The 24025-nt window shown below is 72.2% G+C and carries 19 protein-coding genes and 2 pseudogenes; 14 read left to right on the plus strand and 7 right to left on the minus strand.

Annotation, left to right across the window (positions count from 1 at the left end; all coding sequences use genetic code 11):
- Positions 1-12: 12 nt before the first annotated feature.
- From ACFQ6S_RS36155 to ACFQ6S_RS36190, 8 genes are read left to right on the plus strand one after another with little or no spacing between them, the layout of a single operon-like run.
- Complete coding sequence (locus ACFQ6S_RS36155) at positions 13-345, plus strand: acyl carrier protein (RefSeq protein ID WP_383419174.1); 333 nt, start codon at positions 13-15, stop codon at positions 343-345.
- The gene (locus ACFQ6S_RS36160; protein WP_383419176.1) at positions 342-3398 is read left to right on the plus strand and encodes a type I polyketide synthase; all 3057 of its coding nucleotides are present in this window, start codon (positions 342-344) and stop codon (positions 3396-3398) included. The genes ACFQ6S_RS36155 and ACFQ6S_RS36160 overlap by 4 nt, the downstream gene beginning before the upstream one ends.
- Complete coding sequence (locus tag ACFQ6S_RS36165; RefSeq protein ID WP_383419178.1) at positions 3398-4420, plus strand: 3-oxoacyl-ACP synthase III family protein; 1023 nt, start codon at positions 3398-3400, stop codon at positions 4418-4420. The genes ACFQ6S_RS36160 and ACFQ6S_RS36165 overlap by 1 nt, the downstream gene beginning before the upstream one ends.
- Positions 4417-6351 (plus strand): HAD-IIIC family phosphatase, encoded by a 1935-nt coding sequence (locus ACFQ6S_RS36170; protein WP_383419180.1) that lies wholly within the window; start codon positions 4417-4419, stop codon positions 6349-6351. Before ACFQ6S_RS36165 ends, ACFQ6S_RS36170 begins: the two co-directional genes overlap by 4 nt.
- Entirely contained in the window at positions 6348-6587 is a 240-nt protein-coding gene (locus tag ACFQ6S_RS36175; RefSeq protein WP_383419182.1) for a phosphopantetheine-binding protein, read from the plus strand. The genes ACFQ6S_RS36170 and ACFQ6S_RS36175 overlap by 4 nt, the downstream gene beginning before the upstream one ends.
- The gene (locus ACFQ6S_RS36180; RefSeq protein WP_383419184.1) at positions 6584-6811 is read left to right on the plus strand and encodes a hypothetical protein; all 228 of its coding nucleotides are present in this window, start codon (positions 6584-6586) and stop codon (positions 6809-6811) included. Before ACFQ6S_RS36175 ends, ACFQ6S_RS36180 begins: the two co-directional genes overlap by 4 nt.
- Entirely contained in the window at positions 6808-7917 is a 1110-nt protein-coding gene (locus tag ACFQ6S_RS36185; RefSeq protein WP_383419186.1) for an alpha/beta fold hydrolase, read from the plus strand. The genes ACFQ6S_RS36180 and ACFQ6S_RS36185 overlap by 4 nt, the downstream gene beginning before the upstream one ends.
- Positions 7914-8720, plus strand: a complete 807-nt coding sequence (locus ACFQ6S_RS36190; RefSeq protein WP_359053961.1) for a thioesterase domain-containing protein — start codon at positions 7914-7916, stop codon at positions 8718-8720. The genes ACFQ6S_RS36185 and ACFQ6S_RS36190 overlap by 4 nt, the downstream gene beginning before the upstream one ends.
- Here ACFQ6S_RS36190 and ACFQ6S_RS36195 read toward each other — a convergent pair.
- From ACFQ6S_RS36195 to ACFQ6S_RS36215, 5 genes are read right to left on the minus strand one after another with little or no spacing between them, the layout of a single operon-like run.
- Complete coding sequence (locus ACFQ6S_RS36195; RefSeq protein ID WP_383419188.1) at positions 8659-9537, minus strand: MBL fold metallo-hydrolase; 879 nt, start codon at positions 9535-9537, stop codon at positions 8659-8661. The genes ACFQ6S_RS36190 and ACFQ6S_RS36195 overlap by 62 nt on opposite strands.
- 35 nt (positions 9538-9572) lie before the next feature.
- Entirely contained in the window at positions 9573-11621 is a 2049-nt protein-coding gene (locus ACFQ6S_RS36200) for an AMP-binding protein (protein WP_383419190.1), read from the minus strand.
- On the minus strand, positions 11618-12793 hold the full coding sequence (locus ACFQ6S_RS36205) for a thiolase family protein (protein WP_383419192.1): 1176 nt from the start codon (positions 12791-12793) through the stop codon (positions 11618-11620). The genes ACFQ6S_RS36200 and ACFQ6S_RS36205 overlap by 4 nt, the downstream gene beginning before the upstream one ends.
- The gene (locus tag ACFQ6S_RS36210) at positions 12784-14205 is read right to left on the minus strand and encodes an MFS transporter (protein WP_383419194.1); all 1422 of its coding nucleotides are present in this window, start codon (positions 14203-14205) and stop codon (positions 12784-12786) included. Before ACFQ6S_RS36210 ends, ACFQ6S_RS36205 begins: the two co-directional genes overlap by 10 nt.
- Complete coding sequence (locus ACFQ6S_RS36215) at positions 14202-15404, minus strand: alpha/beta fold hydrolase (RefSeq protein WP_383419196.1); 1203 nt, start codon at positions 15402-15404, stop codon at positions 14202-14204. The genes ACFQ6S_RS36210 and ACFQ6S_RS36215 overlap by 4 nt, the downstream gene beginning before the upstream one ends.
- 108 nt (positions 15405-15512) lie before the next feature.
- On the opposite strand from ACFQ6S_RS36215, the gene ACFQ6S_RS36220 reads away from it, so the two are divergent.
- The 3 genes and pseudogenes from ACFQ6S_RS36220 (at position 15513) to ACFQ6S_RS36230 (ending at position 20288) form a co-directional block, all read left to right on the plus strand.
- Positions 15513-16130, plus strand: a complete 618-nt coding sequence (locus ACFQ6S_RS36220) for a TetR/AcrR family transcriptional regulator (RefSeq protein ID WP_383419198.1) — start codon at positions 15513-15515, stop codon at positions 16128-16130.
- An 814-nt stretch (positions 16131-16944) separates the two neighbouring features.
- Positions 16945-17270, plus strand: a pseudogene (locus tag ACFQ6S_RS36225) (N-acetylmuramoyl-L-alanine amidase); the annotation flags it as partial.
- Between the two features lie 495 nt (positions 17271-17765).
- The gene (locus tag ACFQ6S_RS36230; protein WP_383419200.1) at positions 17766-20288 is read left to right on the plus strand and encodes a SpoIIE family protein phosphatase; all 2523 of its coding nucleotides are present in this window, start codon (positions 17766-17768) and stop codon (positions 20286-20288) included.
- Between the two features lie 425 nt (positions 20289-20713).
- Here the strand turns inward: ACFQ6S_RS36230 and ACFQ6S_RS36235 are convergent.
- Positions 20714-21139, minus strand: a pseudogene (locus ACFQ6S_RS36235) (hypothetical protein); the annotation flags it as partial.
- 484 nt (positions 21140-21623) lie between these two features.
- A complete protein-coding gene (locus tag ACFQ6S_RS36240) occupies positions 21624-22046 on the minus strand; it encodes a secondary thiamine-phosphate synthase enzyme YjbQ (RefSeq protein WP_383419202.1) in 423 nt (140 codons plus the stop codon).
- A 124-nt stretch (positions 22047-22170) separates the two neighbouring features.
- Between ACFQ6S_RS36240 and ACFQ6S_RS36245 the strand changes: the two genes are divergently transcribed.
- From ACFQ6S_RS36245 to ACFQ6S_RS36255, 3 genes are all read left to right on the plus strand, one after another.
- Entirely contained in the window at positions 22171-22254 is an 84-nt protein-coding gene (locus tag ACFQ6S_RS36245; protein ID WP_313884353.1) for a putative leader peptide, read from the plus strand.
- Between the two features lie 146 nt (positions 22255-22400).
- Positions 22401-23294, plus strand: coding sequence for an ABC transporter permease (locus tag ACFQ6S_RS36250; protein ID WP_383419204.1), 894 nt, complete (start codon positions 22401-22403; stop codon positions 23292-23294).
- A complete protein-coding gene (locus tag ACFQ6S_RS36255; protein ID WP_383419206.1) occupies positions 23267-24022 on the plus strand; it encodes an ABC transporter ATP-binding protein in 756 nt (251 codons plus the stop codon). Before ACFQ6S_RS36250 ends, ACFQ6S_RS36255 begins: the two co-directional genes overlap by 28 nt.
- The last annotated feature ends 3 nt before the right edge of the window (positions 24023-24025 follow it).

Genomic DNA, 24025 nt, shown 5'->3' on the forward strand with positions numbered 1-24025 from the left:
AAGAAGTACGCCATGAGCATCGCCCCCGACACGCGTACCGCCACCCCCCAACCCCTGGACCGTCCCTTGCCGCATGGGAACGCCCCCGACCTCGAGCTGTGGCTGACCGAACGGGTGGCCTTCCACCTGCACCGGGCGTGCGACGAGATCGACCCCGACACCCCGCTCGCCGACTACGGCATCGACTCGGTCGCGGCCATCAGCATCTGCGGCGAGATCGAACAGCACTACCGGCTCGCGGTCGCCCCCACCATCGCGTACGACTTCCCGACCGTCCACGCGATCACCGGTCACCTCGCCGAGCGCCTGGCCGACAGGACGAAGCACGACGAGGAGCCCTCATGACCGAACGCGAACCCATCGCGGTCGTCGGCCTCGACTGCCGCTTCCCCGGCGCACGCAACGCCCAGGAGTACTGGTCGCTCCTCATGGACGGACGCGACGGCACGGACCGCGTGCCCGAACAGCGCTGGGACGCCGACCGCTACCACGCCACTCCGTCGGCCGCCCCGCAGAGCGCCCGCGAGGCCCGGCCGCGGGGCCGCAGCAACACGGTGCGCGGCGGCTTCATCGCCGACCCCGATGCCTTCGACCCCGGCTTCTTCGGGATCGCCCCGCGCGAGGCCACCGCCATGGACCCGCAGCAACGGCTGCTGCTGCAGTGCTCGTGGCGGGCCATCGAGGACGCCGCGCTCGCTCCTCAGGACCTGGCCGGCACCGAGACCGGCGTGTTCGTCGGCGTGATGGCCAACGAGTGGGCGTTCCTGCAACTCGCCGATTACGACCGGATCACCGCTCGTTACGGCTCGGGCAACGGCTACTTCATGGGCGCGAACCGCGTCTCGTACCACCTCGACCTCAAGGGCCCCAGCCTGGCGGTGGACACGGCCTGCTCCTCCTCGCTCGTCGCCGTCCACCTCGCGGTGAACGCGCTGCGCGCCAAAGAGTGCGACCACGCCCTCGCGGCCGGCACCAACCTGATCATGACGCCGGTCATCAACATCTTCTACGCCCAGGCCGGTCTCTCGGCGCCGGACGGCCGCTGCAAGCCGTTCAGCGCCTCCGCCGACGGGATCGGACGGGCCGAGGGCGTGGCGGTGCTGGTGCTGCGCAGGCTGAGCGACGCCCTGGCGGACCGTCAGCCGGTCTACGCCGTTCTGAAGGAGACCGGGATCAACCAGGACGGGCGCAGCAACGGCATCACGGCACCCAACCGCTGGGCGCAGCAGCGGCTGATCGAGTCCGTGTGGCGGCGGGCCGACGTCACCGCCGATGACATCCGCTTCGTGGAGGCGCACGGCACCGGGACCCTGCTGGGCGACTTCATCGAGGCCCAGGCGCTCGGCGAGCTGACCAGTGGCCGCGGCGGCGGAAGCGTCGCGCTGGGCTCGGTCAAGAGCAATTTCGGGCACGCGGAGGGCGCGGCCGGGATCGCCGGGCTCATCAAGGCCGTCCTCGCACTGCACCACCGCACGGTGCCGCCGAGTCGGTTCGCCGACGACGAGAACCCGAAACTGGATCTGTCCGGGCGCCGGCTGTCCCTGCTGAGGTCGCCGCTCAAGCTGCCGTCCGGCACCGTGCACGCCGCGGTGAGCAGTTTCGGAATGGGCGGCAGCAACGCGCACGCGGTGCTGGCCTCAGCGCCCCGCGCGGTCCACCACAGCCGGCACGCGGCACCGGGCGTGTTCACCCTCTCCGCCCGCACCCCGGAGCGGCTGCGCGCGAATCTGCTGGCGCAGGCCGACGCCCTGTCCCGCCGTCCCGGGAGCCAGCTGGCGCAGCTGTGTTGGACCAGCAACCGTGTCAAGTCCCGGCTGCCGCACCGCGCGGCCGTGGCAGCGGGCGATCTGCCCACGCTGGTCGCCGGGTTGCGCAAGGCCGCGGAGCGCGCCGAGGGGACCGCGCGGGTGGACGGCGGGCGGCGCGGGGGGCCGTCGGTGGCGTTCGCCTTCACGGGCCAGGGCGCCCAGCACCCTTGTATGACCGCGTCCTGGTATCGGTCGTGCCCCGCCTACGCACGCCACCTCGAGGAGATCGACACGCTGCTCGCCCCGCACACCGGAGTGTCCGTGCGCGACCAGGTGCTCGACGCAGACGCGGAGGTCCAGCGCGCGCGGCTGGCCCAGCCCGCGCTGTTCGCCGTGGGGTACGCGATGGCCGCCACCCTGACCGAGGCCGGGATCAGGCCGTCGTACGTGATCGGGCACAGCATCGGCGAGTTCGCCGCCGCGTGCGCGGCCGGGGCGCTGGACGTGGCGGAAGCGGCGCGGCTGGTCGCCCGGCGCGGGGCGCTGATGGAGAAGCTGCCCAAGGACGGCGGGATGCTCTCGGTGAGCCTGGGCGCCACGCATGTGGAACCGCTGCTGGTGGGACGGGAGCGGCTCGGCGTGGCCGCGGTCAACGGCCCGCGCAGCACCGTGATCGCCGGGGATCTCGGCGAACTGGCCTCGCTGGAGGAGGAGTTGACCGAGCGCAAGGTGTCCGTCCGGCGGCTCACCGTCTCGCATGCCTTCCACTCGCCGCTGATGCGGCCCGTGGTCGAGGAGTTCCGCCGGGAGTGCGCGGACGTGTCCGACCGGCGGCCGGCGCTCCCGGTGTTCTCGACGGTGTACGGCCGTGAGTTGAGCGGCGAGGAGACCATGGACGCCGCGTACTGGGCGCGGCAGATCACCGAGCCGGTCCGGTTCGCCGAGGCCGCGGGCGCGCTCCTCGCCACCGGCGTCACCCATGTGGTGGAGATCGGCCCGCGCGCGGTGCTCACCCCGCTGCTGTCGACGTTGCGGGCGGACGGGGACCATGCCGTGAGCCTGCACAGCGCGCACCCGGGAGAGCACGCTCCCGGACACCGCCCCCAGCAGCTGTTCGGGGAGCTGTGGTGCGCCGGTCTCACGCCGGACTGGGACCTGCTGTACGACGCGGCGGACCGGGTGCCGCGCCGACTGCCGCCGTACCTGTTCGACGAGTCGTTCCGGTCCTGGCGCTCCGGTGCCGCCCCCGGGCTTCCGGAACCGTCCACGCCATCCGTCCCCCCTGGCGCGGACACCGCCGCGGTACCGAGTGGCGCGGACCGCGGGGAATCGTGCCCGCCGGCCCCGGCGGGGGACCTGCCCGACTCCCTCGCCGTGCTGACACGCCGTCTGGTGTGCCGGGTCGGCGGGCACGACCCGGAGCACGTGCACGACCACGACCGGCTCCACGAGGACCTGGGCTTCGACTCGATCCGGGTCATGGAGCTGAAGACCCGCATCGAGGACGCGCTGCCGCAGCTCGAGTCGCTCCCGATCGAGGACCTGCTCGCCAGCCTGCGCACGGTGGCCGACCTGGTCGCGTACCTGCGCGACCAACTCGCCCACGGCTCCGCCACTCCCGTACCCATGACCATGGAAGGAACACGTTGATGGCACCTCCCACCGCGTACCTGGCCTCGGTCGGCACCTGCCTTCCTGGGGACCCGGTGGACAACGCGACCCTGGCCAAACTCGTCGGCGTCGACGAGACCTGGGCAGAGATGTTCATCGGCAACACCAGCCGGTACCTCGCTGTCGACCTGGCGACCGGCCAGGTACGGCACAGCCTGGCCGACATCGCGACGACCGCGGCCGACCGGGCGCTGGTGGAGGCTGGCCTGGAGCCGGGTGACATCGACTGCGTCGTCATGGGCACGGCCACCCCGGACCATCTGATGCCCGCCACGGTGAACCTGGTCGCGGACCGGCTCGGCGTCGACAACGTCCCCACGTACCAGCTCCAGTCCGGCTGCGCCGGTGCCGTACAGGCCCTGGACGTGGCCCGCACCCTGCTGCTGGCCGGGCGCTGCAGCACCGCGCTGGTGATCGGCGGTGACGTGTGTGCCAAGCATCTTCAGACGGACTTCGACCCGGGCAGCCGTACCTCCGCCGAACTCGTCAACTACGTGCTCTTCGGCGACGGGGCCGGCGCGGCCGTGCTCAGCACCGAGGCCATGGGCCAGGGCATCGAGATCCGGCAGGTCCTCAACCGGCTGGTGGGCCTGGGCCGGGAGCCCGGCCAGGTCATCGACTGGTTCGGGCTCGGCGACCGGCACAGCGACCGCCCGGCTGTCTCCGAGGACTACAAGACGATCGAGGAGACGGTGCCGATCATGGCCGGGCAGATGTTCTGGGAGCTCCTGGACGAACTCGGCTGGGGCGCCGACGCAGTGGACTTCCTGCTGCCCCCACAGCTCTCCGGCCGGATGAGCGACCGCATCTCCGCGGGCATGCCCGCCCCGGAAGCCCGGCGTATCAACGTGGTGCGCACCGTCGGGAACAACGGCAACGCCCTGCCGTTCCTCCAGCTCGCCGAGCTGCTGCGGCAGTGGGACGGCCCCGGGCGCGCGGTCGCGGTCGCCATCGAGTCCAGCAAGTGGATCAAGTCGGGTATCGCCCTGGAGCGTTCATGACCGAGGCCGAGAACCGCACCTTCGGCGCGTCCGGCACCTGGCACGACCCCCAGGCTCTCGGCACCCTGCGCGCCCTGCACCGGGCGGGCACGCTCGCCACGGAGTACGGACGGGTACGGGCCCTGCTGGCACGCATGCCCGCGACCGACCTGCCGGCCGCGGGCCAGCTGCTGACCCGGCTCGATGCGAAGGAGGTATGCCGCCACGCCGACGTGCCGGTGGTCACGGTCGCCGTCACGGGCCACTCCACGGTAGCCCCCCTTGTGGCCCCCCTCACCGCCGAACTGGCCCGGCACGGGATGCTGTTGGAGGCGAAGGTCGCACCGTATGGTTCCTATTTGCAGGACCTGATGCGGCCCGCGGCGGCCGGAGAGGTGCAACCGCAACTCACGCTGTGTCTGCTCGACGCGCACACGGTCTTCGACGACGTCACCGTGCCCTGGCGGGTCGAAGACGTCGAGGCCGCGGCACGGGCCCGGCTCTCGCTCGTCGCCGGCGCCGTGCGCACTCACCAGAAGGCCGGGCGTGGCCTGCTAGTCCTCAACACCGTGCCGCTGCACCGCCGTTACACCCACCAGCTGGTCGACCTGCGCTCCCGCGCCCGGCTCGGCGCGGAGTGGCGGGACTTCAACCGCGGTCTGCTGTCCCTCGCCGAGCAGCACCCCGGGGTGGTCATCGTGGACCTCGATCCGCTGGTGGCCGAGGGCGTTCCCGCGTGCGATCCACGCACCGCGCAGTACGCCCGCGCCCGGCTGTCCGACGCGCTGCTCGCCGCCTACGCCCGGGAGGCCGCACACGTCGTCCGCGCGCGCCTGGGCCGCACCCGCAAGTGTCTGGTGCTGGACCTGGACGGCACGCTGTGGGGAGGGGTGCTCGGCGAGGACGGGCCCGGCGGCGTCGAACTCGGCTCCGGGCTGCGGGGCGAGGCCTTCCAGGAGTTCCAGCGGGTGCTCGGGCAACTCGGCGCGCAGGGTGTGCTGCTGGCGGTCAGCAGCAAGAACGACACCGACGCGGTGCGCGAGACGCTGCGCACCCATCCGGCCATGGTGCTGCGCGAGGACGACTTCGTCCGCGTCAACGCCAACTGGAAGGCGAAGCACGACAACCTCCGCGACATCGCCGACCGGCTCGGGCTCGGCCTGGACAGCTTCGTCTTCGTCGACGACAGCCTCTTCGAGTGCGGGCTGGTCGCCGAGCAGCTGCCCGAGGTCGCCGTCATCCGGGTCGACGAGGAGCCCGCCCTGCACCCCTCGGCGCTGCTGGCCGACGGCTGGTTCGACCTGTTCGAGCTCACCGAGGCCGACCTGGAACGGGCCGGCCGCTACCGCACCGAGGCCCTGCGGCAGGAATTCCGCGAGGACTTCGGTTCCTACCAGGACTATCTCGAAGGACTCGGGCTGGAGGTCGTCCTGCGGCCGCCGGAGGAGTCGGAGATCGCCCGGGTCTCCCAGCTCACACTGCGCACCAACCAGTTCCACCTGGCCACCGAACGCCTGCAGGTCCCGCAGGTGTCGGCGCGGATGGAGCGCCCGGGGCTGCACGTGATCGCGGTGCGGGCGCGCGATCGGTTCGGCGACCACGGCCTGGTCGGCGCCCTGTTCCTGCGGCGCGACGCAGAGGTGCTGCGCATCGACAACTTCGTCCTCAGCTGCCGGGTGTTCTCCCGGGGCATCGAGAGCGCCTGCGTGAGGGCGGTGCTGGAGTTCGCCCGTGACACCGGCGCGGGCGCCGTGACGGGCCGCTATCGGCCCACGCCCCGCAACTCCGCGTTCGCCTCCTTCTACGCCGAGCACGGCTTCGCCGTCACCGGCATCGATCCGGACCACCCCGACGCCGTCATCTTGCGGCACGACCTCGGCGACATCACCCCTGCCCCCGCCCATCTGCGGCTGCATGCCGCGTTCGGGCCGTTCGACGGAGACTCCGCATGACCACTGCCCTCGCCGACACCGAAGAGTTCCGCACTCTCCTGGAGGAGGAACTCGGCCTGCAGGTCCGGGCCGAGGACCTCGACCGCCCCCTGGACGACTTCCCCGACTGGGACTCGGTGCTGCTGCTGCGGCTGGTGACCGTCGTGGAGAACCTCGTCGGCCGGCGCATCCCAGTGGTCGACCTGCTGGAGACGAGGACCTTCCGGCAGATGTACGAAGTGGTGGTGGGCCGGTGACCACGCCCCAGGTCGATCCCGCACTCGTATCCGCCGAACCCGAGGCCTGCCTGCACTTCCGCGCCCTGTTCCTCGACACCCCGCTGGACCTCGTCCTGTCCCCCGGCTTCGGCAGGCGGATGCGGGCCGGCCTCGCCCGCCTCGTCACCGGCGGCGCGTCCGAGGTCCCGGCGCGTGTCCCGGAAGAGGCACGTGTCCCCGAAGAGAAAGGAACGGCCCGGTGATCCCCGTAGCCGAGTTGTGGAGGTTCGCCCTTCCCCACGCGTACGCCCAGGGCATCCCCGGGGATGTCGTCCACCGGGTGATGCGGAGCGTCAATGAGGACGCCAAGGGCGAAGGCCCCGGCGTCTGGACCCACGAGTGGTCGTCGCTCGCGAAGGCGGCCGAGGCACGCGGCCGCGATCTGGACGCGGTTCGCTACTACACGATGGCCCGCTTCCCGTACGTCGACGGGCCGAGCCGGCAGGCGGCACAGAGCGCCGGTGTGGAGGCCTTCGACCGCTGGCGCAAACGCGTCCGCGGCATCTCCCGGCTCGATCTGCCCTTCGATGGGGAGGGCTTCGCCTGCTGGGCCGCCGGGCTGTCCCAGCGCAGCAGTCTCCCGCTCATCCTCGTTCTGGGCGGCGTCACCAGTACGAAGGAACAGTGGGCCCCGGTGCTGGCCGGAGCCGACCGGCTCGGCGCAGCCGTCGTGGTCACGGAACTGCCCGGCGTCGGCGAAAACACCCTCACCTACGGATCGGACAGCACGCGCATGCTCATGTATCTCCTCGACCTGCTCGGCCGTGCCGCCGACGCCTCCCGCACCTGTGTCGTGGGCCTGAGCTTCGGCGGGCATCTCGCCCTGCGACACGCGCTGGAGGACGATCGCATCCGGGGACTGGCGACCGCCGGGGCGCCGGTGCGCCACTTCTTCACCCGCGCCGCGCACCGCACGCCGCTGCCCCGCCTGATGACGCTGACCCTGTCCCACGTGATGCGGACGCCGGTGGACCGGCTCCCGGCCGCCCTCGCCGACTGGGGCGTCGACGAGGAGCGGCTGACCCGACTGCGCACCCCGGTCGCGTACGCGGCGAGCCGCGACGACGAGGTCGCGCCGCCGTCCGACGTCCGGTTGCTGGAGCAGACCGTGCCACACCTGCGCCTGGTCGAGAACGACGCCCTCGGCGGCCGGCCCGACCAGGCTGCCGAGACCCGGCTGTGGCTGCTGTCGCAGGCGCTGCGCATGGCCGGCACGGCGAGCGGCGTCCGCCGGGCCGCCTCGGCCCGGGCCCGGGTCCTGCGCGCACGCCGCCGACTCGCCCGTACATTGCCCGGAGCCCCTGCATGACCACCACGGCTCCGGCGTCCTGCCTCGGCCGGGCGCCCCGCGAGGGCGCCCGGCTCAGGCTGTTCTGCTTCCACCACGCGGGCGGCGGGGCCTCGTTCTTCAGCTCGTGGCCCGGTCGCCTTCCGTTCGACGTCGACGTCCTGCCGGTGCAGTTGCCGGGCCGCGAGGCGCGCTACCGCGAGCCCCGCTTCCAGGACGCGGGCGAGGTCGTCGAGGCCCTCGGGCGCGATCTCGCGCCTCGGCTCGACGAGGGGCCCTGGGCCGCCTACGGCCACAGCATGGGCGCGATGGTGGCCTTCGCGCTGACGGCGGCCCGGCTGCGCGAGGGCGGCCGCCCTCCCGAGGCCCTGTTCCTCGGGGCGTACGCGGCGCCGTATGTGTCGCCGTCGCTGCCGCCGCCCGACCGGTACGACGACCACGAACTGGCCCGTCTGCTGGTGGACTTCGGCGGTCTGAGTCCGCGGTTCCTCGGACGGGACGACTGGCTGCGGGTGCTGCTGCCCATCCTCCGCGACGACCTGCGGGTCTGCGCGACCCACCACCGGGCGGGACTGCCGGACCCGGACGACGAACGGGCCCGGCTGCCGCTCCACGTCGAGGCTTTCGCGGGCGTCGACGACCCGCTCGTCACCCCGGGCGCGGTGCGGGCCTGGGGGAGGTACGTGAACAGCTTCCGCATGACGACCGTCCCTGGCGGTCACTTCTTTCCGCGCCAGGCACCCGATCCGTTCTTCGACCGGCTCAGCCCTTCGCTGGCCCGGCTTCTCGCGGAACTGGGCGCACCACCTTCGGCACCCGGTTGATCCGTCGTTGGATCTCGTCGGCGTTCTTCTCGTACAGCGTGTGCTGCTCCTTGACGCCCGGCATGACCCACAGCGGGCGTGACGAGGCTTCGGCGAAGCTCAGTCCCCGGGTGTCGGGCCGCAGTCCGGTCAGGGTGAGCGCGAAGGGTTCCAGGTAGTCGATGCCGGCGTCCGACGTGAGCCGGAACGGCCGGTCGTGGCCCGGGTAGACCACGTCGGACACGGTAAGGACCCGTTCGATGCTGCGGGCGGCCTGGTCGGCGTCCCAGAAGACCAGGGGGTTGCGTTTGGTGAGGGCGACGTACGCGAAGTGCAGGGCGTCGCCGGTGATGGTGGCGCGCCCCCGCTCGGTCCGCACGACCACGCCGATGCTGCCGGGCGAGTGGCCGGGCAGGCCGATGACGTCCACGCCCGGGATGATCTCCTCCCCGTCCGTGACCTCGCGGACGGGGAGTTGTTCGAGGAGCAGCCCCGTCCAGGCGGGCGTGGCCCAGTCGTTGGCGTGCGGGGTGTGCGCGTACCGGCGCTCGTCGGGGTGGAGGACGAGGGTGGCCTGCGGGAACAGGTCGATGTTCTGGACGTGGTCCCAGTGGGCGTGGGTGAGGACGACGGTGTCGATGTCCTCGGCGTCGAGGCCGTGTGCGGCGAGCGCGTTCCACAGGAAGGGGCGGCGGCCGACGTGGGCGGCGTCGACGAGGATGTTCCGGTGCCGTCCGGCGGCGTCCGGGCCGCGTACCAGGAACACCCCGCAGAAGGCGGGATAGCCCTGGTCGGTGTCGATGGCGAAGCCGGGCAGGAGGATGTCGATCGTCGGCATGGAACTCCCTTGGTCCGTGGGCGGGTTGCCCGCTTTCACTGGTCCTGCAGCGCGGTACGGATCGCGTCGAGGCCGGCCGGGTTGACGAGGGTGGACAGGTCACCGGGCGCCTCGCCGGTGACGAGGCTGCGGATGAGCCGCCGCATCACCTTGCCGTTGCGGGTCCTGGGCAGCTCCGGTACGGCGACCACCCGGCTGGGCCGGAACGCGGGGCCGAGCGCTTGGGCCACCCGTCCGCGGATCCGCTCGGCTTCCGGTGCGCCGAGGGGCCGCCCGGCCGCCGGGACCGCGAAGCACCACAGGGCCTCGCCCTTGACGGGGTGCGGTATCCCGACTGCGGCCGCCTCGGCGACGGCCGGGTCGCCGACGACGGCCTCCTCGACCTCGGCGGGCCCGAGGCGTTTGCCGGCCACCTTGATGATGTCGTCGAGGCGGCCGTGGACGAACCACTCGTCACCGGTCCGGGAGACGAGGTCGCCGTGGGACCAGCGGCCCGGCCTCCGGCCGAAGTAGGTGTGGGCGAAGCGTTCCCGCGCTCGCCACAGTCCCCGGGTCATGCCGGGCCAGGAGTGCCGCACGACCAGTTCACCGACGTGTCCTTCGGGCGTCTCGGTGCCCTGGTCGTCCTCGATCGCCGCGTCGATGCCCAGGCAGGGCCCCGAGAAACTGCACGGCGACTGGGGCAGGGTGGGCGCGGAGGCGAGCAGGGATCCGCCGACCTCGGTGCCGCCGCAGATGTTGATCACCGGGCAGCGTTTGCCGCCGAGGTCGGCGAAGTACCAGCGCCACGCCTCCTCGGTCCACGGCTCGCCGGTGGAGCCGAGGACGCGCAACCGGGACGGCGCCGGATGCTTGGGGGCGCGGCCCATCAGCATGCGGGCCAGGCTGGGCGAGCTGCCGAAGACGGTGACCCCGTGTTCGTCGAGCAGCCGCCACAGGCGGGTGACGTCCGGATGGTCGATCGTGCCCTGGTACGCCAGGACGCAGGCGCCGGCGAGGGTGGCGCCCACGGCGACGAGCGGGAACATGACCCAGCCGGGGTCGGTGACCCAGAAGGCCACGTCGTCCGGCCGCAGGTCGAGGTTGTACCGGGTCTCGCTGCCGACCTGGACCGGGAAGCCGCCGTGGGTGTGGATCGCGCCCTTGGGGCGCCCGGTGGTGCCCGACGTGTGCAGCAGGAGGAAGGGGGTGTCGGTGGGGAGCGAGACGGTCGCCGCGGGCTCGGCGCCGGAGAGCCGGTGCCAGGTCGTCGTCGTGGGCCCCGGCGAGGCGGTCGGCTCGTCCTGCGACACGTCGCCTGCCCGGGAGTGCCTCGACGCACGGGGCGTTGCGCCCGCCCCCACGGGTGCGGACGGCACGTTCCGGCGGCTCTGCCCGGAGGGTTCCAGCGGGGCGCCCGGCTCTTCGAGAACGACGACGAGATGACGTACGCACGTGGCCTTTTCCAGTGCTGTACGGGCCACCGTCTCCATGTCGTGCCGGCGGCCGTGCCGGGTGGCGGCCGCCGCGGTGACCAGGACCCTCGCCCCGGCGTCGACAAGCCGTACGGCGATCGCCTCGGTGCCGAAGCCCGAGAACAGCGGCACCAGCACGGCGCCGATGCGCGCGCAGGCGAAGAGCAGGACGAAGGCCTCGGGACCGGCCGGCAGATATCCGGCCACTCGGTCGCCCTCCGCGACCCCGAGGGCGCGCAGTCCGCCTGCCACCCGGGAGCTGCGGGCGGCGACCTCGTCGTACGTGAGGACCCCCTTCGTGCCGTCCTCCCGCTCCCAGCGCAGTGCGGGAGCCCGCCCGCGCCCCTGCCGTAGATGGCGGTGGAGACAGGAGTCCACGAGGTTGGTGCGTCCGCCCGGGAACCAGCGGGTGAAGGCGATGCCTCCGGTGTCGTCGCACACGCGCGTCGGCGGCGTGTGCCAGACGATGCCGATGTCCGCCACGGCCCGTTCCCAGAACCACTGGGGGTGGGTGACGGACCTGGTCTGCAGTTCGCGGTAGCCGCCGTCGATGCCGTGCTTGCGGCAGAAGGCCGCGATGTTGCCGTGTTCGGTGAACTCCGGCGTGGGATGCCAGACATACGCGCTCATCGGGTCCCGCCCGGGTTCTCGATCAGTGCGGCGATTCCCTGGCCGCCGCCGATGCACAGGGCGATCACGGCCAACCGGCCGCCCGTGCGGCGCAGTTCGTGAGCCGCCTTGAGCAACAGGACGGTTCCCGTAGCGCCGATGGGATGGCCGAGGGCGATCGCACCGCCGTTCGGGTTGACGCGGTCCGGATCGAGCTTGAGTCCGTCCATGACGGCCAGGACCTGGGCAGCGAACGCCTCGTTGAGTTCGATCACGTCGATCGCGTCCAGGGTGAGGCCGTTGCGATGCAGCAGGCTGCGGATCGCCTCGGCCGGGGCGACGCCCATGATCTCCGGCTCCAGCGCGGTGACGACCGCGTCGCGCAGCCGGCACAGCGGTACGGCGCCGGGGGTCAGATCGGCCGAGCGCATCAGCAGCACGGCGGCAGCGCCGTCGTTGATGCCGGCGGAGTTCCCGGCGGTGATCGTGCCGTTCTGCGAGAACACGGGAGCCAGGCCGGCGAGCTTGTCCACCGTCGTGCCGGGCCGGGGATGTTCGTCCCGCTCCACGACGCCGCCCGGGGTGGCCACGGGCACGATCTGCTCGTCGAAACGTCCCTCGCCGACGGCGACGGCGGCCCGGCGCTGACTCTCGGCGGCCCACCCGTCCTGGCGCTGCCGCGAGATGTCGTACCGGTCCGCCACCACCTCGCCGGTCATGCCCATCGGGTAACGCCCGAAGGGGTCGGTGACCAGGGAGACGGTGCCGTCCACGGTCGGCTCTCCCGGCACCTCGTCGGGGGCCCGTTCGCTGTAGTCGAGCAGCGGCTGACGGGTCATCGACTCGTTGCCGCCCGCCACGACGACGTCGACCTCGCCGAGGGTGAGGCTCTGCGCGGCCGACCAGACGGCCTGCAGGCCGGACCCGCACAGCCTGTTGACGTTGTACGCGGGGGTCGTCACGGGTAGCCCGGCGGCCAGGGACGCACGCCGGGCGTTGAACGCGTCGGGGCCCACCTGGCCCACGCAGCCCAGGACGACCTCGCTCACGGCGCCGAGGTCCAGCCCACCGCCGACGACCGCCTCGCGGATCACGAGGGCGCCCAGCCGGTGCGCGGGAGCCGAGCTCAGTGCGCCCTTGTACCGGCCGATCGGGGTACGCGCCCCGTGGACGACGGCGATGTCTACGGGCATCGGGGGTCACTCCTTCGTTGAGGGCTCCGCGTCCGCGCTGGACTCGGCGGACACGCGGCGGACGCGCTGGACGTCGCCGGGTGTGCGGCGAGCAAGGTGAGGGCGTCCCGGTCGGGTCGGATCAGGAGCGCCGAGACCACGGCACCGGCGATCAGCAGACAGGCGGCCAGGTCGAAGGCCCGGCCGTAGCCGGCGGCCTCGGTGGACGCCGCGTCGATGATCCGCCCGGTGACATAGGGGGCGAGCAGGCTCGAGAGGGCGGCGAGGGCGTACGAGAGACCCAGGGCGGCGCTGCGCCGGCCGGCCGGGCAGATGTCCGCGATCGCCGCGTTGGTCAGGGGGGTCTGCCCGTTGCCCGCGGAGAACGCCAGGACCAGCAACGGCAGCAGGAGGACGGCGGGACCGGCCCGGGTCGCGAGTAGCAGACACACGCCGGCGAGAAGCGGCAGCAGCGCGCCGACCAGTCCCTGCGCGACCCGGGCGGTCACCCCTCTCCGCAGCAGCCGGTGCGCGACGGCTCCCGCGGTGAGGACCAGGACGGCCATGGACAGGGCGGGCAGCCCGACGATCCCGCTGATCTCCGCGTCGCTGAAGCCCACCTGGTCCTCCAGGAAGAGCGGCAGCCAGGCGAAACCCAGGGAGAGCGTCCACATGACCGCGAAGGTGGAGAAGGTGGCCCCGAGCCAGGTGCCCGTTGTGACGATGCGCCGGAAGGGGACCGTGGGAGGCGCCCCGTCGGCGGAGACCGTCGGGACGTCCCCTGCCGACGGTTCGTCGTCTGCCGGTCCGGGGCCCAGGTGTGCGGCGTACGGCCCGCCGCCGCCGACCCGCAGCCAGACCAGGGTCCACACCACCCCGGTGGCCCCGAGCAGGCCGAACGCGGCCCGCCAGCCGAGGGTGTTGCTGACCAGGACGACCAGCGGGGCGGCCAGGACGGTGCCCCCCGCGCCGCCCGCGACCACGACGGCCGAGGGCAGCGCGCGCCGCTTCTCCGGAAACCAGGTGAACGCCGTGTAGTTGGCCAGCGGGAAGCCCGGCCCCTCACCCGCACCGAGCACGACCCGGGTGGCGACGAGGGCTCCGAATCCTGTGGCGGGGACGAGGATCGGCAGTTGCGCCGCCGCCCAGACGAGGGCGAGCACGGCGAGCAGGGGCCGGGGGCGGATGCGGTCGCCCAGGAAGCCGACCGAGACGGCCGAGAGGCTGAACAGGAGGTAGAAGCTGCTGGCGATGGTGCCGAACTCGGTGGCGGAGAGCCCGAGGTCGTCCTTGATGGGGCCCGCGGTCAGGCCGAGGACGGCCTTGTCAGCGGCGTTGACGACGATGAAGAGCGCCAGCACGGCCAGGACGGTGCGGGCCCGGCGGCGGGTGCCGTCCGCCGTGGCCGACCGGGTGTCCGCCCCAACGGTCATGCGCGGGCCAGACGTTCGTCGAGCCAGTCGAAGACCCGCTGGTGAAAGCGGAGTGCCGCGCCCTCCTGACAGTGTTCGCCGGCCCCTTCGGCGACGGTGAACAGCATCAACTCCTTCGCGCAGCGCAGCGCCTCGTGCACCCGCTGGGCCTCGCCGTGAAAGGCCAGGTCGTTCTCCGCGTCGAGGACGAGCGTGGGGCAGGTGATGTGCGCGGCCGCGGCGTCGAGGTTGTACGGCGCGCAGGCGCGCAGCGCCTCGGGAGGCGTCTTGGCCCCGAAGACCCACATGCCGTGCCGCAGGAACCAGCTCACCTGGGTGCTCTGGGACATGCTGACGGCCAGCGCGGGCCCGGCCACGTCGTCCCGGCCGTCCGTCACCCACTCACCCAGGTAGGGCGGAATGCCGCGGAGGGGGGCCTCGTAGAAGTCGTAGACCCCGTTGTGCAGGACGCACGCGGCGAAGCGGTCCTCGAAGGCCGTCGCGCGGGCGGCCAGCAGTCCGCCGAAGCTGGTGCCGAACAGCACGAGCCTCTCAGGGTCCACCTCCGGGCGGATCAGGGCGTGGTCCACCACGGGCGTGACCACGCGTTCCCAGTCCGGCCGGAAGAACAGTCCCTGCTCCCGGCGGACGGACTGCTGGCCGGGGCCTTCGAAGGCGAGGACATGGTAGCCGCGGCGTAGTGCCCCGCCGGCCGCCATGAAGTACAGCTCCTCCAGGGTGGAGTCGTATCCGCCGTGGTGGATGACGGTGGGCCGGCGGCGGCCGGTGTCGTCCACGAGGAACAGGTATCCCGGGAGGGTGGTGTCCTCGTAGGGGATCCGCAGGGGCACGACCGGAGTGTCGAACAGCTGTGCCGCCTGCGCGAAGGTCTGCCGCGAGCACCGGGCGAGGCGGGCCGACTCGAGGTCGGAGTCCCGGTCCTCGACGCGGAAGAAGTCGGCGGTGCGGTAGTAGTTCGAGGCCCGCAGGAGGGACTCGCGGGCGCTGACCCGGTGGCCGGCGGCGAGTGCCTCGGCACCGACACGGTGGAGGCGTTCGGAGACGGCGGTCCACTCCCGGCACCAGGCCTCCTCGTCGCCGTCGGGGATGTTGCGGCAGGCGGCCAGGACCTCGCCGAGATCGGCGCCCGCGTAAGCGGCGTGCCCGGCCGTGCGCAGCGCCTGGAAGGAGAACGCCGCGTCGTCGAAGAGGAACTTCATCGGGGCCCCTTTCGAGATGGAACGGAACGGAGCCGTTCCGTCTCGCGCCGGAACGTACACCCGGCCCGGACGGAACGCAACCGTTCCGTTCGGTGTTAATCTCCCGCAGTGGAATCGACCAGCCGTGACGACGTCGACCGCAGGCCCACGGGCTCCGCGGTCCTGCGGGAGTCCGTGACCGAGACGATCAGGCGGGCGGTGTTCGAGGAGCTCGCCCAGACCGGGTTCGCCCGGATGTCGATGGAGGCCGTGACCCGCCGGGCCCGCGTCGGCAAGGCGGCCCTCTACCGCCGCTGGCCCTCCAAGGAGGCGATGGTCGTGGAGCTGGTCTCCGAGGCCGCCGCCGAACACCTCCCCGCGACGGCCGACTCCGGGTCACTGCGCGACGACGTCGAACGGTTCGTCCGGGACACCATGGCCGACCTCCGCCATCCGCTCGTCGGCCGGATCGTCCCCGACCTGGTTGCCGAGTCGGCCCGCAACCCCTCGCTGAGCGCCGCGCTCCACGAGGCGGTCCTCGCCCCCCGGCGCGCCGCGGTGGCGACGGTGCTGCACCAGGCGATCGACCGCGGAGAGCTGTCGGCCGACATCGACATGGGCCTGGCCGTCGACCTGTTCGGCGCCCCGTTGTACTTCAGGATGCTCGCGGTCGGCGGACCCACCGACGACGCCTACGTCGCCCGCCTCACCCGCGCCGTCCTCGCGGCACTCGCCGCCAGCCGCTGAGCGAGGCCCTGAGGCACGACGCACTCGCGCGCGTCACCGGACGTGGGCATGAGGCAGGCGTGCAGCGCCGAGGGCTGTCGTGCCGGGACCATCTGCGTGAAGAGCTACCCCACCCCCGGCGTCGAACTTGTCGGCGACGGCGTCTGCCAGATCCGCGCCCAGGCTGCATCGCATCGCGCGCTGAACCTGATCTCGAGCCCCGGCTCCCGCGCGGGTGCGCCAGCCGGCCAGCGTGCGCGCGTCCCGCCCGCAGGCCATGCTCTGCGGATCTCCGCCCTCGCAGGCCTGTCCACGACAGCCCGGGGGCGGAACCGACACCGTCGTGGCCTCACCGGGTGACACCTCCCCGCCCTGCGGCCAGACCATCCTCACCGCCACCCCCACCGCAACGGCAGTCCCGACCACGAGGGCCGACACACGCCGCGACAACCGGCCGACCTTGGGGACTCCGTCGGCGCCTCCTCCCGCCGCCCGGCATCCGCCGGCTCCGTCCGCTCCCCGTCCGCGTCGGTCGCCGAGGCGTCGCCGGAACTCCGCTCCCCCGTACGGCCGCTCCACTCGGCCAGTTCCCACAGGGCGACCGGCCGCTGCGAGGCTCGCCCGCGAGCCGGCACAGCACCTCGACCGCCTGCCGGGGCACCGGGGCTCTGCGTTCAGGTACCGCGACCGGGAGGACTTGCCGTACGGCAAGCGGTGGGCAGGTCCGGCCGGGCTGAGGCTGGTGCGCCGTCGCAGCGCCCGCAGTTGGGCCGCCGGTCGAGCACGCGCCGACGCCGTCATCGGCGCAGCGCCCCCAGGTGTGCGGGCCGACCTTGCCGAACATTCCGTCATCGGCCACGAGGAGTGGGAGCCGGGCAAGCAGGACCCGCGCGGCTTCACGATCGACGGCATGCGCTCCCGCATCGCGGGCCGCCTGCGGGGCAAGCCGGGCGGCGGAGGCGCCTGCCCCAGCCCCGGCCCGAGTACGAGCCGTTCCCGGGCGCCGGTTTCTTCCAGATCGGCCGCCGCGACCCGCTGAATCACCGCATTGGGCAAGCGCCTGGTCGAGGAGGGCTGCGGCCGTTACGAGGAGGGCCCGAGCCCCGACTGGACGCGGACGGGATTCCCGGCAAGGTCGGCTGGGACAAGCTGAAGGCGCCCGGTTCACGCCATGAAGCTCAATCGCACCCGACGGCTCGGATCATCCCTATTCATATCCGCCAAACTCCGTTAAGACAACCGCCAAGGTACCCGAGCACGGAATCCCCACTGGATGCCTCACCGGAATCGCTTCGCATGAAGCAGGAGCGAGAGAACGCCAGGTCAGTAGGCGTTTCGCGGTCCTTCGGGCGGGTGCCGGGGCCCTCAGAGCGTCGAAGGAGCGTGACCGGTCGAGGCGAGCCCCACCGGCGCGGCCGGACGGTAGCCCCCTGTCGTGCAGGAGCCGATGCCCCACTCCGCCTGCATCGCGCGAGCCGTGGCGAGCTGCTTCTCCGACAGGTCGATCCCGACCGGGTGGGCCCCTGCTCTGGCCGCCGGCCAAGCGGAAACGTGGGCACTTGCCGCTCGGTCCGTGGGTGCTGGGCAGCCTTCCCGGCCCGGCACCTGTCCACGGGGAGCTACAGACCGTCCTAAAATGGAACGAATTATCCATCGATGATCGAGGGCAACGTGTCGGCCAACGGTGTGGCATCGAACTTGTACCCGTTCGGCGCCGCAAGTGTCGACGAAGCACCCGAGCGCGAGGACGCGCTGGTCAGCGCCATCGTCGGTGCCGTGGAGCTGACCGGAGCGCATACCGGAAGCGTGTTTCTGCTCTCCGGCGACCACCGCTCGCTCGTAGTGGCCGCGTCGTGCGGGTCGCCGCCCTCCCTGCTCAGCGGGTGGCGTCGGATCCCGGTGAACAGCGGTCTGCCAGTGGCGGAGGCGTACCGCTCCGGGCGCATGGTCCATCTGGCCGGCGCGGAGGAGACGATGCGGCGCTTCCCGCAGCTCTCGGTCGCCCTGCCCTACCCGTTCGGCTCTGCATCGGTCCCCGTACGGGCGGGCGAGCGGACCTTCGGCACCATGGCCGTGGTGTGGTCGGCCAGGCCGGACGGGACAGGGCTGTCGAGGGCGCAGCGCCGGAAGCTGCGCTCCGCCGCCGACCGGCTGGGCACCACCCTCGCCGGACTGCGGGCCCGCGGCGCGCTCGGTGAGTACGACGAACAGACGGCTCCGGTGGTGGTCCCGCTGCCATCCACCCCGGTGATCCGGGTGGGCCTGTTCGACTGGGATCTCGACACCGGAGCCCTCACGGCCGACGACGAGCTGTGCGCGATCTTCGGAATGCCGCCCCGCGAGTTCGACGGACGGGCGGCCACCCTGGCGGCCATGATCGAGCCCGCCGATCTGCCCGGCTTCCGGGCCGCCGCCCGTGCCGCGGTCCAGAAACGCCACGTACTGGCACACTGCCTGCGCATCCGGGACGGCCGCGGAGGCCACCACACCGTCGAGCTGTGGGGCCGGGTGCCCGAGAGCCCTGACGACCTGGAGGCCCCGGCCCATCTGGTCGGCGCCGTTCTCGACTCCGGGAGCCGCATGGCCGCCGTGGCTGCGATCGAGCAGCTCACGGACGGCTTTTTCGCGCTCTCGCCCGACGGACGTCTCGCCTACGCCAACCACAGCCTGGAGAATCTGCTGCGGGTCCGCCAGGACGAACTGCTCGGCCGACGCCCCTGGGACGTCCTGCCCTGGCTGGCCGATCCCGTGTACGAGGACCGCTACCGGGCCGCCCTGGTCTCCCAGCAACCGGTCTCCTTCCTGGTCCGCCGCCCACCGGCCACATGGCTGGTCTTCTCCCTCCACCCGGGCGCTCAGGGCATGACGGGGTGGGCGGCACCCGTGCGACAGCCCGTACCGGCCGACACCGGACCCGGGGCAACCCTCGCGGACGGGGGGCCGCCCGTCTCCTGGTCGCCTCCGCCCGCGGCCCCGCGTGTGGGTTCCCTCTATCGGGTGCTCACGCTGGGCAGCGCGCTCACCGAGGCGGTCACCGCGCACGAGGTGTTCGAGGCCGTCGCCGAGCAGCTGCTGCCGGCTTTCGGCGGTCAGAAGCTGGCGATCGCCGTGGTGGAGGAGCGGCGCCTGCGCCTGCTCGATCAGCGCGGCTACTCGAAGCGCTTTCTCGCCCGGTTCGAAGGCACTCCGCTGCATGCCCGGCTGCCCGTGACGGACGCGCTGACCTCCGGGGCCCCGCTGTTCGTCGAGTCCCGTGAGGAGCTTCTCGAGACCTACCCCGGGATCATGGTCAGTCAGGCCAACTCCTGGGCGTTCCTGCCCTTGATCGCCTCGAACCGCCCGGTCGGCGTCTGCCTGCTCGGCTTCAACGACGTCCACCGATTTCCCGACGAGGAGCGTGGAGTCCTCACCGCGCTGGGCGGCCTGATCGCCCAGGCCCTGGAACGCGCCAGGCTCTACGACGCCGAATTCGCCCTCGCCCGCGGCCTGCAGAACGCGCTGCTGCCGCACCGGCTGCCCACACTGCCGGGCCTTGATGTCACCGGGCGCTATCTTCCGGGCACCCGAGGGATGGACATCGGCGGCGACTGGTACGACGTCATCCCCACCGGCGACGAGGTCGCGCTGATCGTCGGGGACGTCGAGGGGCACAACGTCGCCGCCGCGGCCGCCATGGGCCAGCTGCGCAGCGCGGTGCGGGCCTTCGCCACCGCCGGCCACCGGCCGAGCGACGTCGTCGCCAACGCCAACCGGCTCCACATGGACCTCGACCCGGCGCTACTCGCAAGCTGCTGCTATGCCCGCCTCCATCCTCGCTCGGGGGTCGTGCGCATCGTCCGTGCCGGCCACCCTCCGCCCTTGCTACGCCTGCCCGACGGACAGGCCGAAGTCCTGGACGTGCCCGGCGGCCCCCTGCTCGGCATCGACACAGCGGCACACTTTCCGGAGTCGGAGCTGCGCCTCGTACCCGGGTCGGTCCTGGCCCTGTACACGGACGGACTGATCGAGAAGCGTGACTCGGACATCGATTCCGACGTCGACCGGCTCCGGGCGTCACTGGCCCGCATGGGCGGGGGCCGCCTGGAGGATCTGGCCGACGCGCTGCTGCGGGACGCCCGCCGGTCCGCCGACAGGGCGGACGACATCGCCCTCCTGCTCACCCAGTACGCCCCCTGGTAACCCAACGAAGGGGGCCACATATCCGCTGGCCGACGGCCGGAGAAGGCTCGGAACTCGTCGGCGGTCTGCCGGCCCTGCAGGGACAGCGGCTCGCGTACGGTGACCGCCTGGTGCTGCTCGCTGGACGCCGCCGAAGGCCAGGACGGCCGGACCGCCGGCTGGGGCCGTGGTGGTGCGGTGTTCAGCCAGCTCCTCGCCGATGGCGTGCCCCAGGCGGGCAGGGGGGTGGTCCGCCGGCGAGCCTTGGCTGACGAGGTGGCGCCGCCAGGAGATCAGTCCGGCGCGGCGCGGGATACCGGTGTTCAGGGCGATGTTCTCTGCGACCGACACCAGCAACACCACCCCACATCCGCGCCGAGCCCGCTCGCGCCGCTCCGACGCCGCCCGGGCCGTGGCCGTACCCGCCACCGCGCTGGCGTCCGGGACCCGGCGGGGGCACCGAAGAGGCCGACACTGCCGGGCGACACGGACGGCATCGACGACCCCGCTTTGGCCTCCCGGACGGCTGCGGCGGCACCGGACACGAGACGCAGCGCCTGCCAGGAGCCGCCGTAGCCGACGACGGCAAGGGCGACGCCGGCGAGAGCCAGGACAGCCGTGGCGGCCAGATCGAGACGTGCGACAGCCATGCCGCCGATGACGAACGGGACCCAGGTCAGGGCCGGACAGCCGCCCGTGAAGAACCGCGAGACGAGGCCCTCTGCCTGGCCGACGATGAGGAATGAGCGGCTGCCGACCACCGGCTGCAGCAGGTACAGCAGATGCGGGCCCACCAGGGCCCAACCCGCCGCAATCAGCGCCGGCGGCTCGGCGCCCAGCCGGTACAGCGGCAGCACCAGCAGGAAGAACAGCTTCCTTCCGCGGCCGGGGCCGGTCCGCGGCTTGGCACCCGCCCCACGGACTGAGCTGATTCCCCGGCGTTTGTCCTACCGGCGTCCCGAATCCGGCGTCCAAGGCCTCGTACACGCCACCCGTGGGGACCTACCCCTTCGCCGGACCACCACATCTGCGCAGGTCAGAGCAGTTCAAACTAGCGCTGAGGGCCACGGAGTCGAACTCAGCGAGCAGCGGATTCAGTCCGGTGGCTCAACGTCCTGAATCCGCACCCATGATGAGACGTTTCCCCAGGCCGCGGACCCGCACAGGTGGGGCGGGTGGGACTCGAACCCAAGGCCGATCAGAGACAAGGCGCGCTGCTCAGACAACACAGCAGCACCCCCTGCCTTCGGCTTCATCGTTCACCGCATCGCTCGATGTCAGCTGCGGGTGGACTGCAGAGTGCGAGCCGGACTCGTTTGGTTCGGCCGGACTTCAGACCTGCAGTCGGCACCTTCGTCACGCAAGGAACGACAACCGCACCTGGCGACGAGGATTGTCCTTGTTCGTATCCACGAGGCACACCGACTGCCAGGTCCCGAGCTCCAGCCGCCCGCCCACCACCGGCAGCGTCGCGTGGGGCGGCACGATCGCCGGGAGGACGTGGTCGCGGCCGTGGCCGGGGCTGCCGTGGCGGTGCTGCCAGCGGTCGTCGGCGGGCAGGAGGGTGTGCAGGGCGGTCAGGAGGTCGTCGTCGCTGCCGGCGCCCGTCTCGATGATCGCGACACCGGCCGTGGCATGCGGCACGAAGATGTTCAGCAGGCCGTCGCGGCCCGCCGACACCTCCCGCAGAAAGGCCTCGCAGTCGCGGGTGAGGTCCATGACCCGCTCCGAGGAGCCGGAGTCGACGTTCAGAACTCGGGTGGTGAAGGCGTCTGACATGTCCTCCATCCTCACCCCATGCGACGGAGTTCACACGTCAGGAGGCGGACGGGGCGCGATACGCGAGGTCCACTTCGCGAGACACCGTTGACCGTGGCCACGCCATCTGGCTACTTTCTGCGGCATGTTGCGTTCAGCCCTGCTCACCACGCGCGGTCACATCGACCTGCTGCGGGTGGCCTCCGCCGCGTGTCGCCGCGGCCGCTGACGCCCTTCTCACCTCACCTCACCTCACCTCACCTCGCCTGCGCCGGCACGGCACCGCTCCACCCGTACGCCTGAGCTCTCGATGAGACGGGGCGGTGCCCCAGCGCGGACCCCCACCGGTCGCTCGCCCCCGTGGAGCACTCACTCATGAGCATCAGCCACGCCCCGCCCGACTCATCCGCGACGGATATTTCAGATATATCCGGTGCCGATGTCGCCGCCACGACCCATTCCCCACCCGACCTCGTCCCCCTCGTCCCCGCCTCCTCCCGCCGCACCCGCATCCCGCGCTGGCTGCGCCGCGCCACCGGCCCCGTACTGCTGCTGATCCTGTGGCAACTGCTCAGCGCCACCGGCGTGTTGACCGCCGACGTCCTCGCCTCACCCGGCCGCATCGCCCAGGTCGCGAGCGATCTGATCGCCGACGGCTCGCTGACCTCGGCCATGGGGACCTCCCTCCAGCGCGTCGCCGCCGGGCTGGCGCTGGGTACCGCCGTCGGGACCGGACTCGCCCTGGTCTCGGGCCTGTTCCGGGTCGGCGAGGACCTGGTGGACGCGCCCGTGCAGATGCTGCGGACCGTGCCCTTCGTCGGGCTCATCCCACTGTTCATCATCTGGTTCGGCATCGGCGAGGCACCCAAGGTCGCCATCATCACGCTCGGCGTGACCTTCCCGCTCTATCTCAATGTGTACGCGGGTATCCGCGGCGTGGACGCCCAGCTGATCGAGGCCGGGGAGTCGCTCGGGCTGTCCAGGTGGGGGCTCGTACGGCATGTCGTGCTGCCCGGTGCGCTGCCGGGCGCCCTGACCGGCCTGCGCTACTCGCTCGGCATCGCCTGGCTGGCCCTCGTCTTCGCCGAACAGGTCAACGCCGACTCCGGCATCGGGTTCCTCATGGTGCAGGCGCGGGACTTCCTGCGGACCGACGTGATCGTGGTCTGCCTGATCGTCTACGCCTTCCTCGGCCTGCTCGCCGATTTCATCGTCCGCTCCCTCGAAAGGCTGCTGCTGCAATGGCGACCGACGTTCACCGGCCGGTGAGCCGCAAGGCCACAAAGGCCCCCCAGGCCGTGCATGTGGCGGGGCTGACCCGCTCCTTCGACGGGCGCGCGGTCATCGACGACCTGCAACTCGACGTCCGCCCCGGCGAGTTCGTCGCCCTCCTCGGCCGCAGCGGCTGCGGCAAGTCCACCCTGCTGCGCATCCTCGCCGGACTCGACCGCGACATCGAGGGCACCGTCCTGGTGCCGCGCCGCAAGGCGGTCGCCTTCCAGGCACCGCGGCTGATGCCGTGGAAGAAGGTGTGGCGCAATGTCCTGCTCGGCCTGCCGGGAAAGCCCGGCCGCGCGGTCGCCGAGCGGGCGCTCGAGGAGGTCGGCCTGGACCACCGTACGAACGCCTGGCCCAAGACACTTTCCGGCGGCGAGGCCCAACGTGCCTCCCTGGCCAGGGCGTTGGTCCGTGAACCCGATCTGCTGCTGCTCGACGAGCCCTTCGGCGCGCTCGACGCGCTCACCCGGATCAAGGCCCAGCGCCTGGTGGGCGAGTTGTGGCAGCGGCGCGGCTGCGCGGTCCTGCTCGTCACGCACGACGTCGAGGAGGCCGTGCTCCTGGCCGACCGCGTCCTGGTGATGGACGGCGGGGTGATCGCGCACGAGCAGCGCATCGATCTCGACCGCCCTCGCGACATCGCCGACCCCCGGTTCGCCGAACTGCGCGCCGGCCTCCTGGAGCGACTCGGCGTCGACACCGCCGCCGAAGCCGCCTGACCA

Origin of the sequence: Streptomyces sp. NPDC056479, assembly GCF_042795335.1 — a bacterium.
GTDB lineage: Bacteria > Actinomycetota > Actinomycetes > Streptomycetales > Streptomycetaceae > Streptomyces.

Coding starts and splice junctions, on each gene's coding strand:
- ACFQ6S_RS36255 (WP_383419206.1), top strand. CDS start 23,267: ATGGCGACCGACGTTCACCGGCCGGTGAGCCGCAAGGCCACAAAGGCC.
- ACFQ6S_RS36195 (WP_383419188.1), bottom strand. CDS start 9,537: ATGCCGACGATCGACATCCTCCTGCCCGGCTTCGCCATCGACACCGAC.
- ACFQ6S_RS36245 (WP_313884353.1), top strand. CDS start 22,171: ATGTTGCGTTCAGCCCTGCTCACCACGCGCGGTCACATCGACCTGCTG.
- ACFQ6S_RS36160 (WP_383419176.1), top strand. CDS start 342: ATGACCGAACGCGAACCCATCGCGGTCGTCGGCCTCGACTGCCGCTTC.
- ACFQ6S_RS36250 (WP_383419204.1), top strand. CDS start 22,401: ATGAGCATCAGCCACGCCCCGCCCGACTCATCCGCGACGGATATTTCA.
- ACFQ6S_RS36200 (WP_383419190.1), bottom strand. CDS start 11,621: ATGAGCGCGTATGTCTGGCATCCCACGCCGGAGTTCACCGAACACGGC.
- ACFQ6S_RS36205 (WP_383419192.1), bottom strand. CDS start 12,793: ATGCCCGTAGACATCGCCGTCGTCCACGGGGCGCGTACCCCGATCGGC.
- ACFQ6S_RS36190 (WP_359053961.1), top strand. CDS start 7,914: ATGACCACCACGGCTCCGGCGTCCTGCCTCGGCCGGGCGCCCCGCGAG.
- ACFQ6S_RS36155 (WP_383419174.1), top strand. CDS start 13: ATGAGCATCGCCCCCGACACGCGTACCGCCACCCCCCAACCCCTGGAC.
- ACFQ6S_RS36210 (WP_383419194.1), bottom strand. CDS start 14,205: ATGACCGTTGGGGCGGACACCCGGTCGGCCACGGCGGACGGCACCCGC.
- ACFQ6S_RS36240 (WP_383419202.1), bottom strand. CDS start 22,046: ATGTCAGACGCCTTCACCACCCGAGTTCTGAACGTCGACTCCGGCTCC.
- ACFQ6S_RS36170 (WP_383419180.1), top strand. CDS start 4,417: ATGACCGAGGCCGAGAACCGCACCTTCGGCGCGTCCGGCACCTGGCAC.
- ACFQ6S_RS36175 (WP_383419182.1), top strand. CDS start 6,348: ATGACCACTGCCCTCGCCGACACCGAAGAGTTCCGCACTCTCCTGGAG.
- ACFQ6S_RS36215 (WP_383419196.1), bottom strand. CDS start 15,404: ATGAAGTTCCTCTTCGACGACGCGGCGTTCTCCTTCCAGGCGCTGCGC.
- ACFQ6S_RS36230 (WP_383419200.1), top strand. CDS start 17,766: ATGATCGAGGGCAACGTGTCGGCCAACGGTGTGGCATCGAACTTGTAC.
- ACFQ6S_RS36165 (WP_383419178.1), top strand. CDS start 3,398: ATGGCACCTCCCACCGCGTACCTGGCCTCGGTCGGCACCTGCCTTCCT.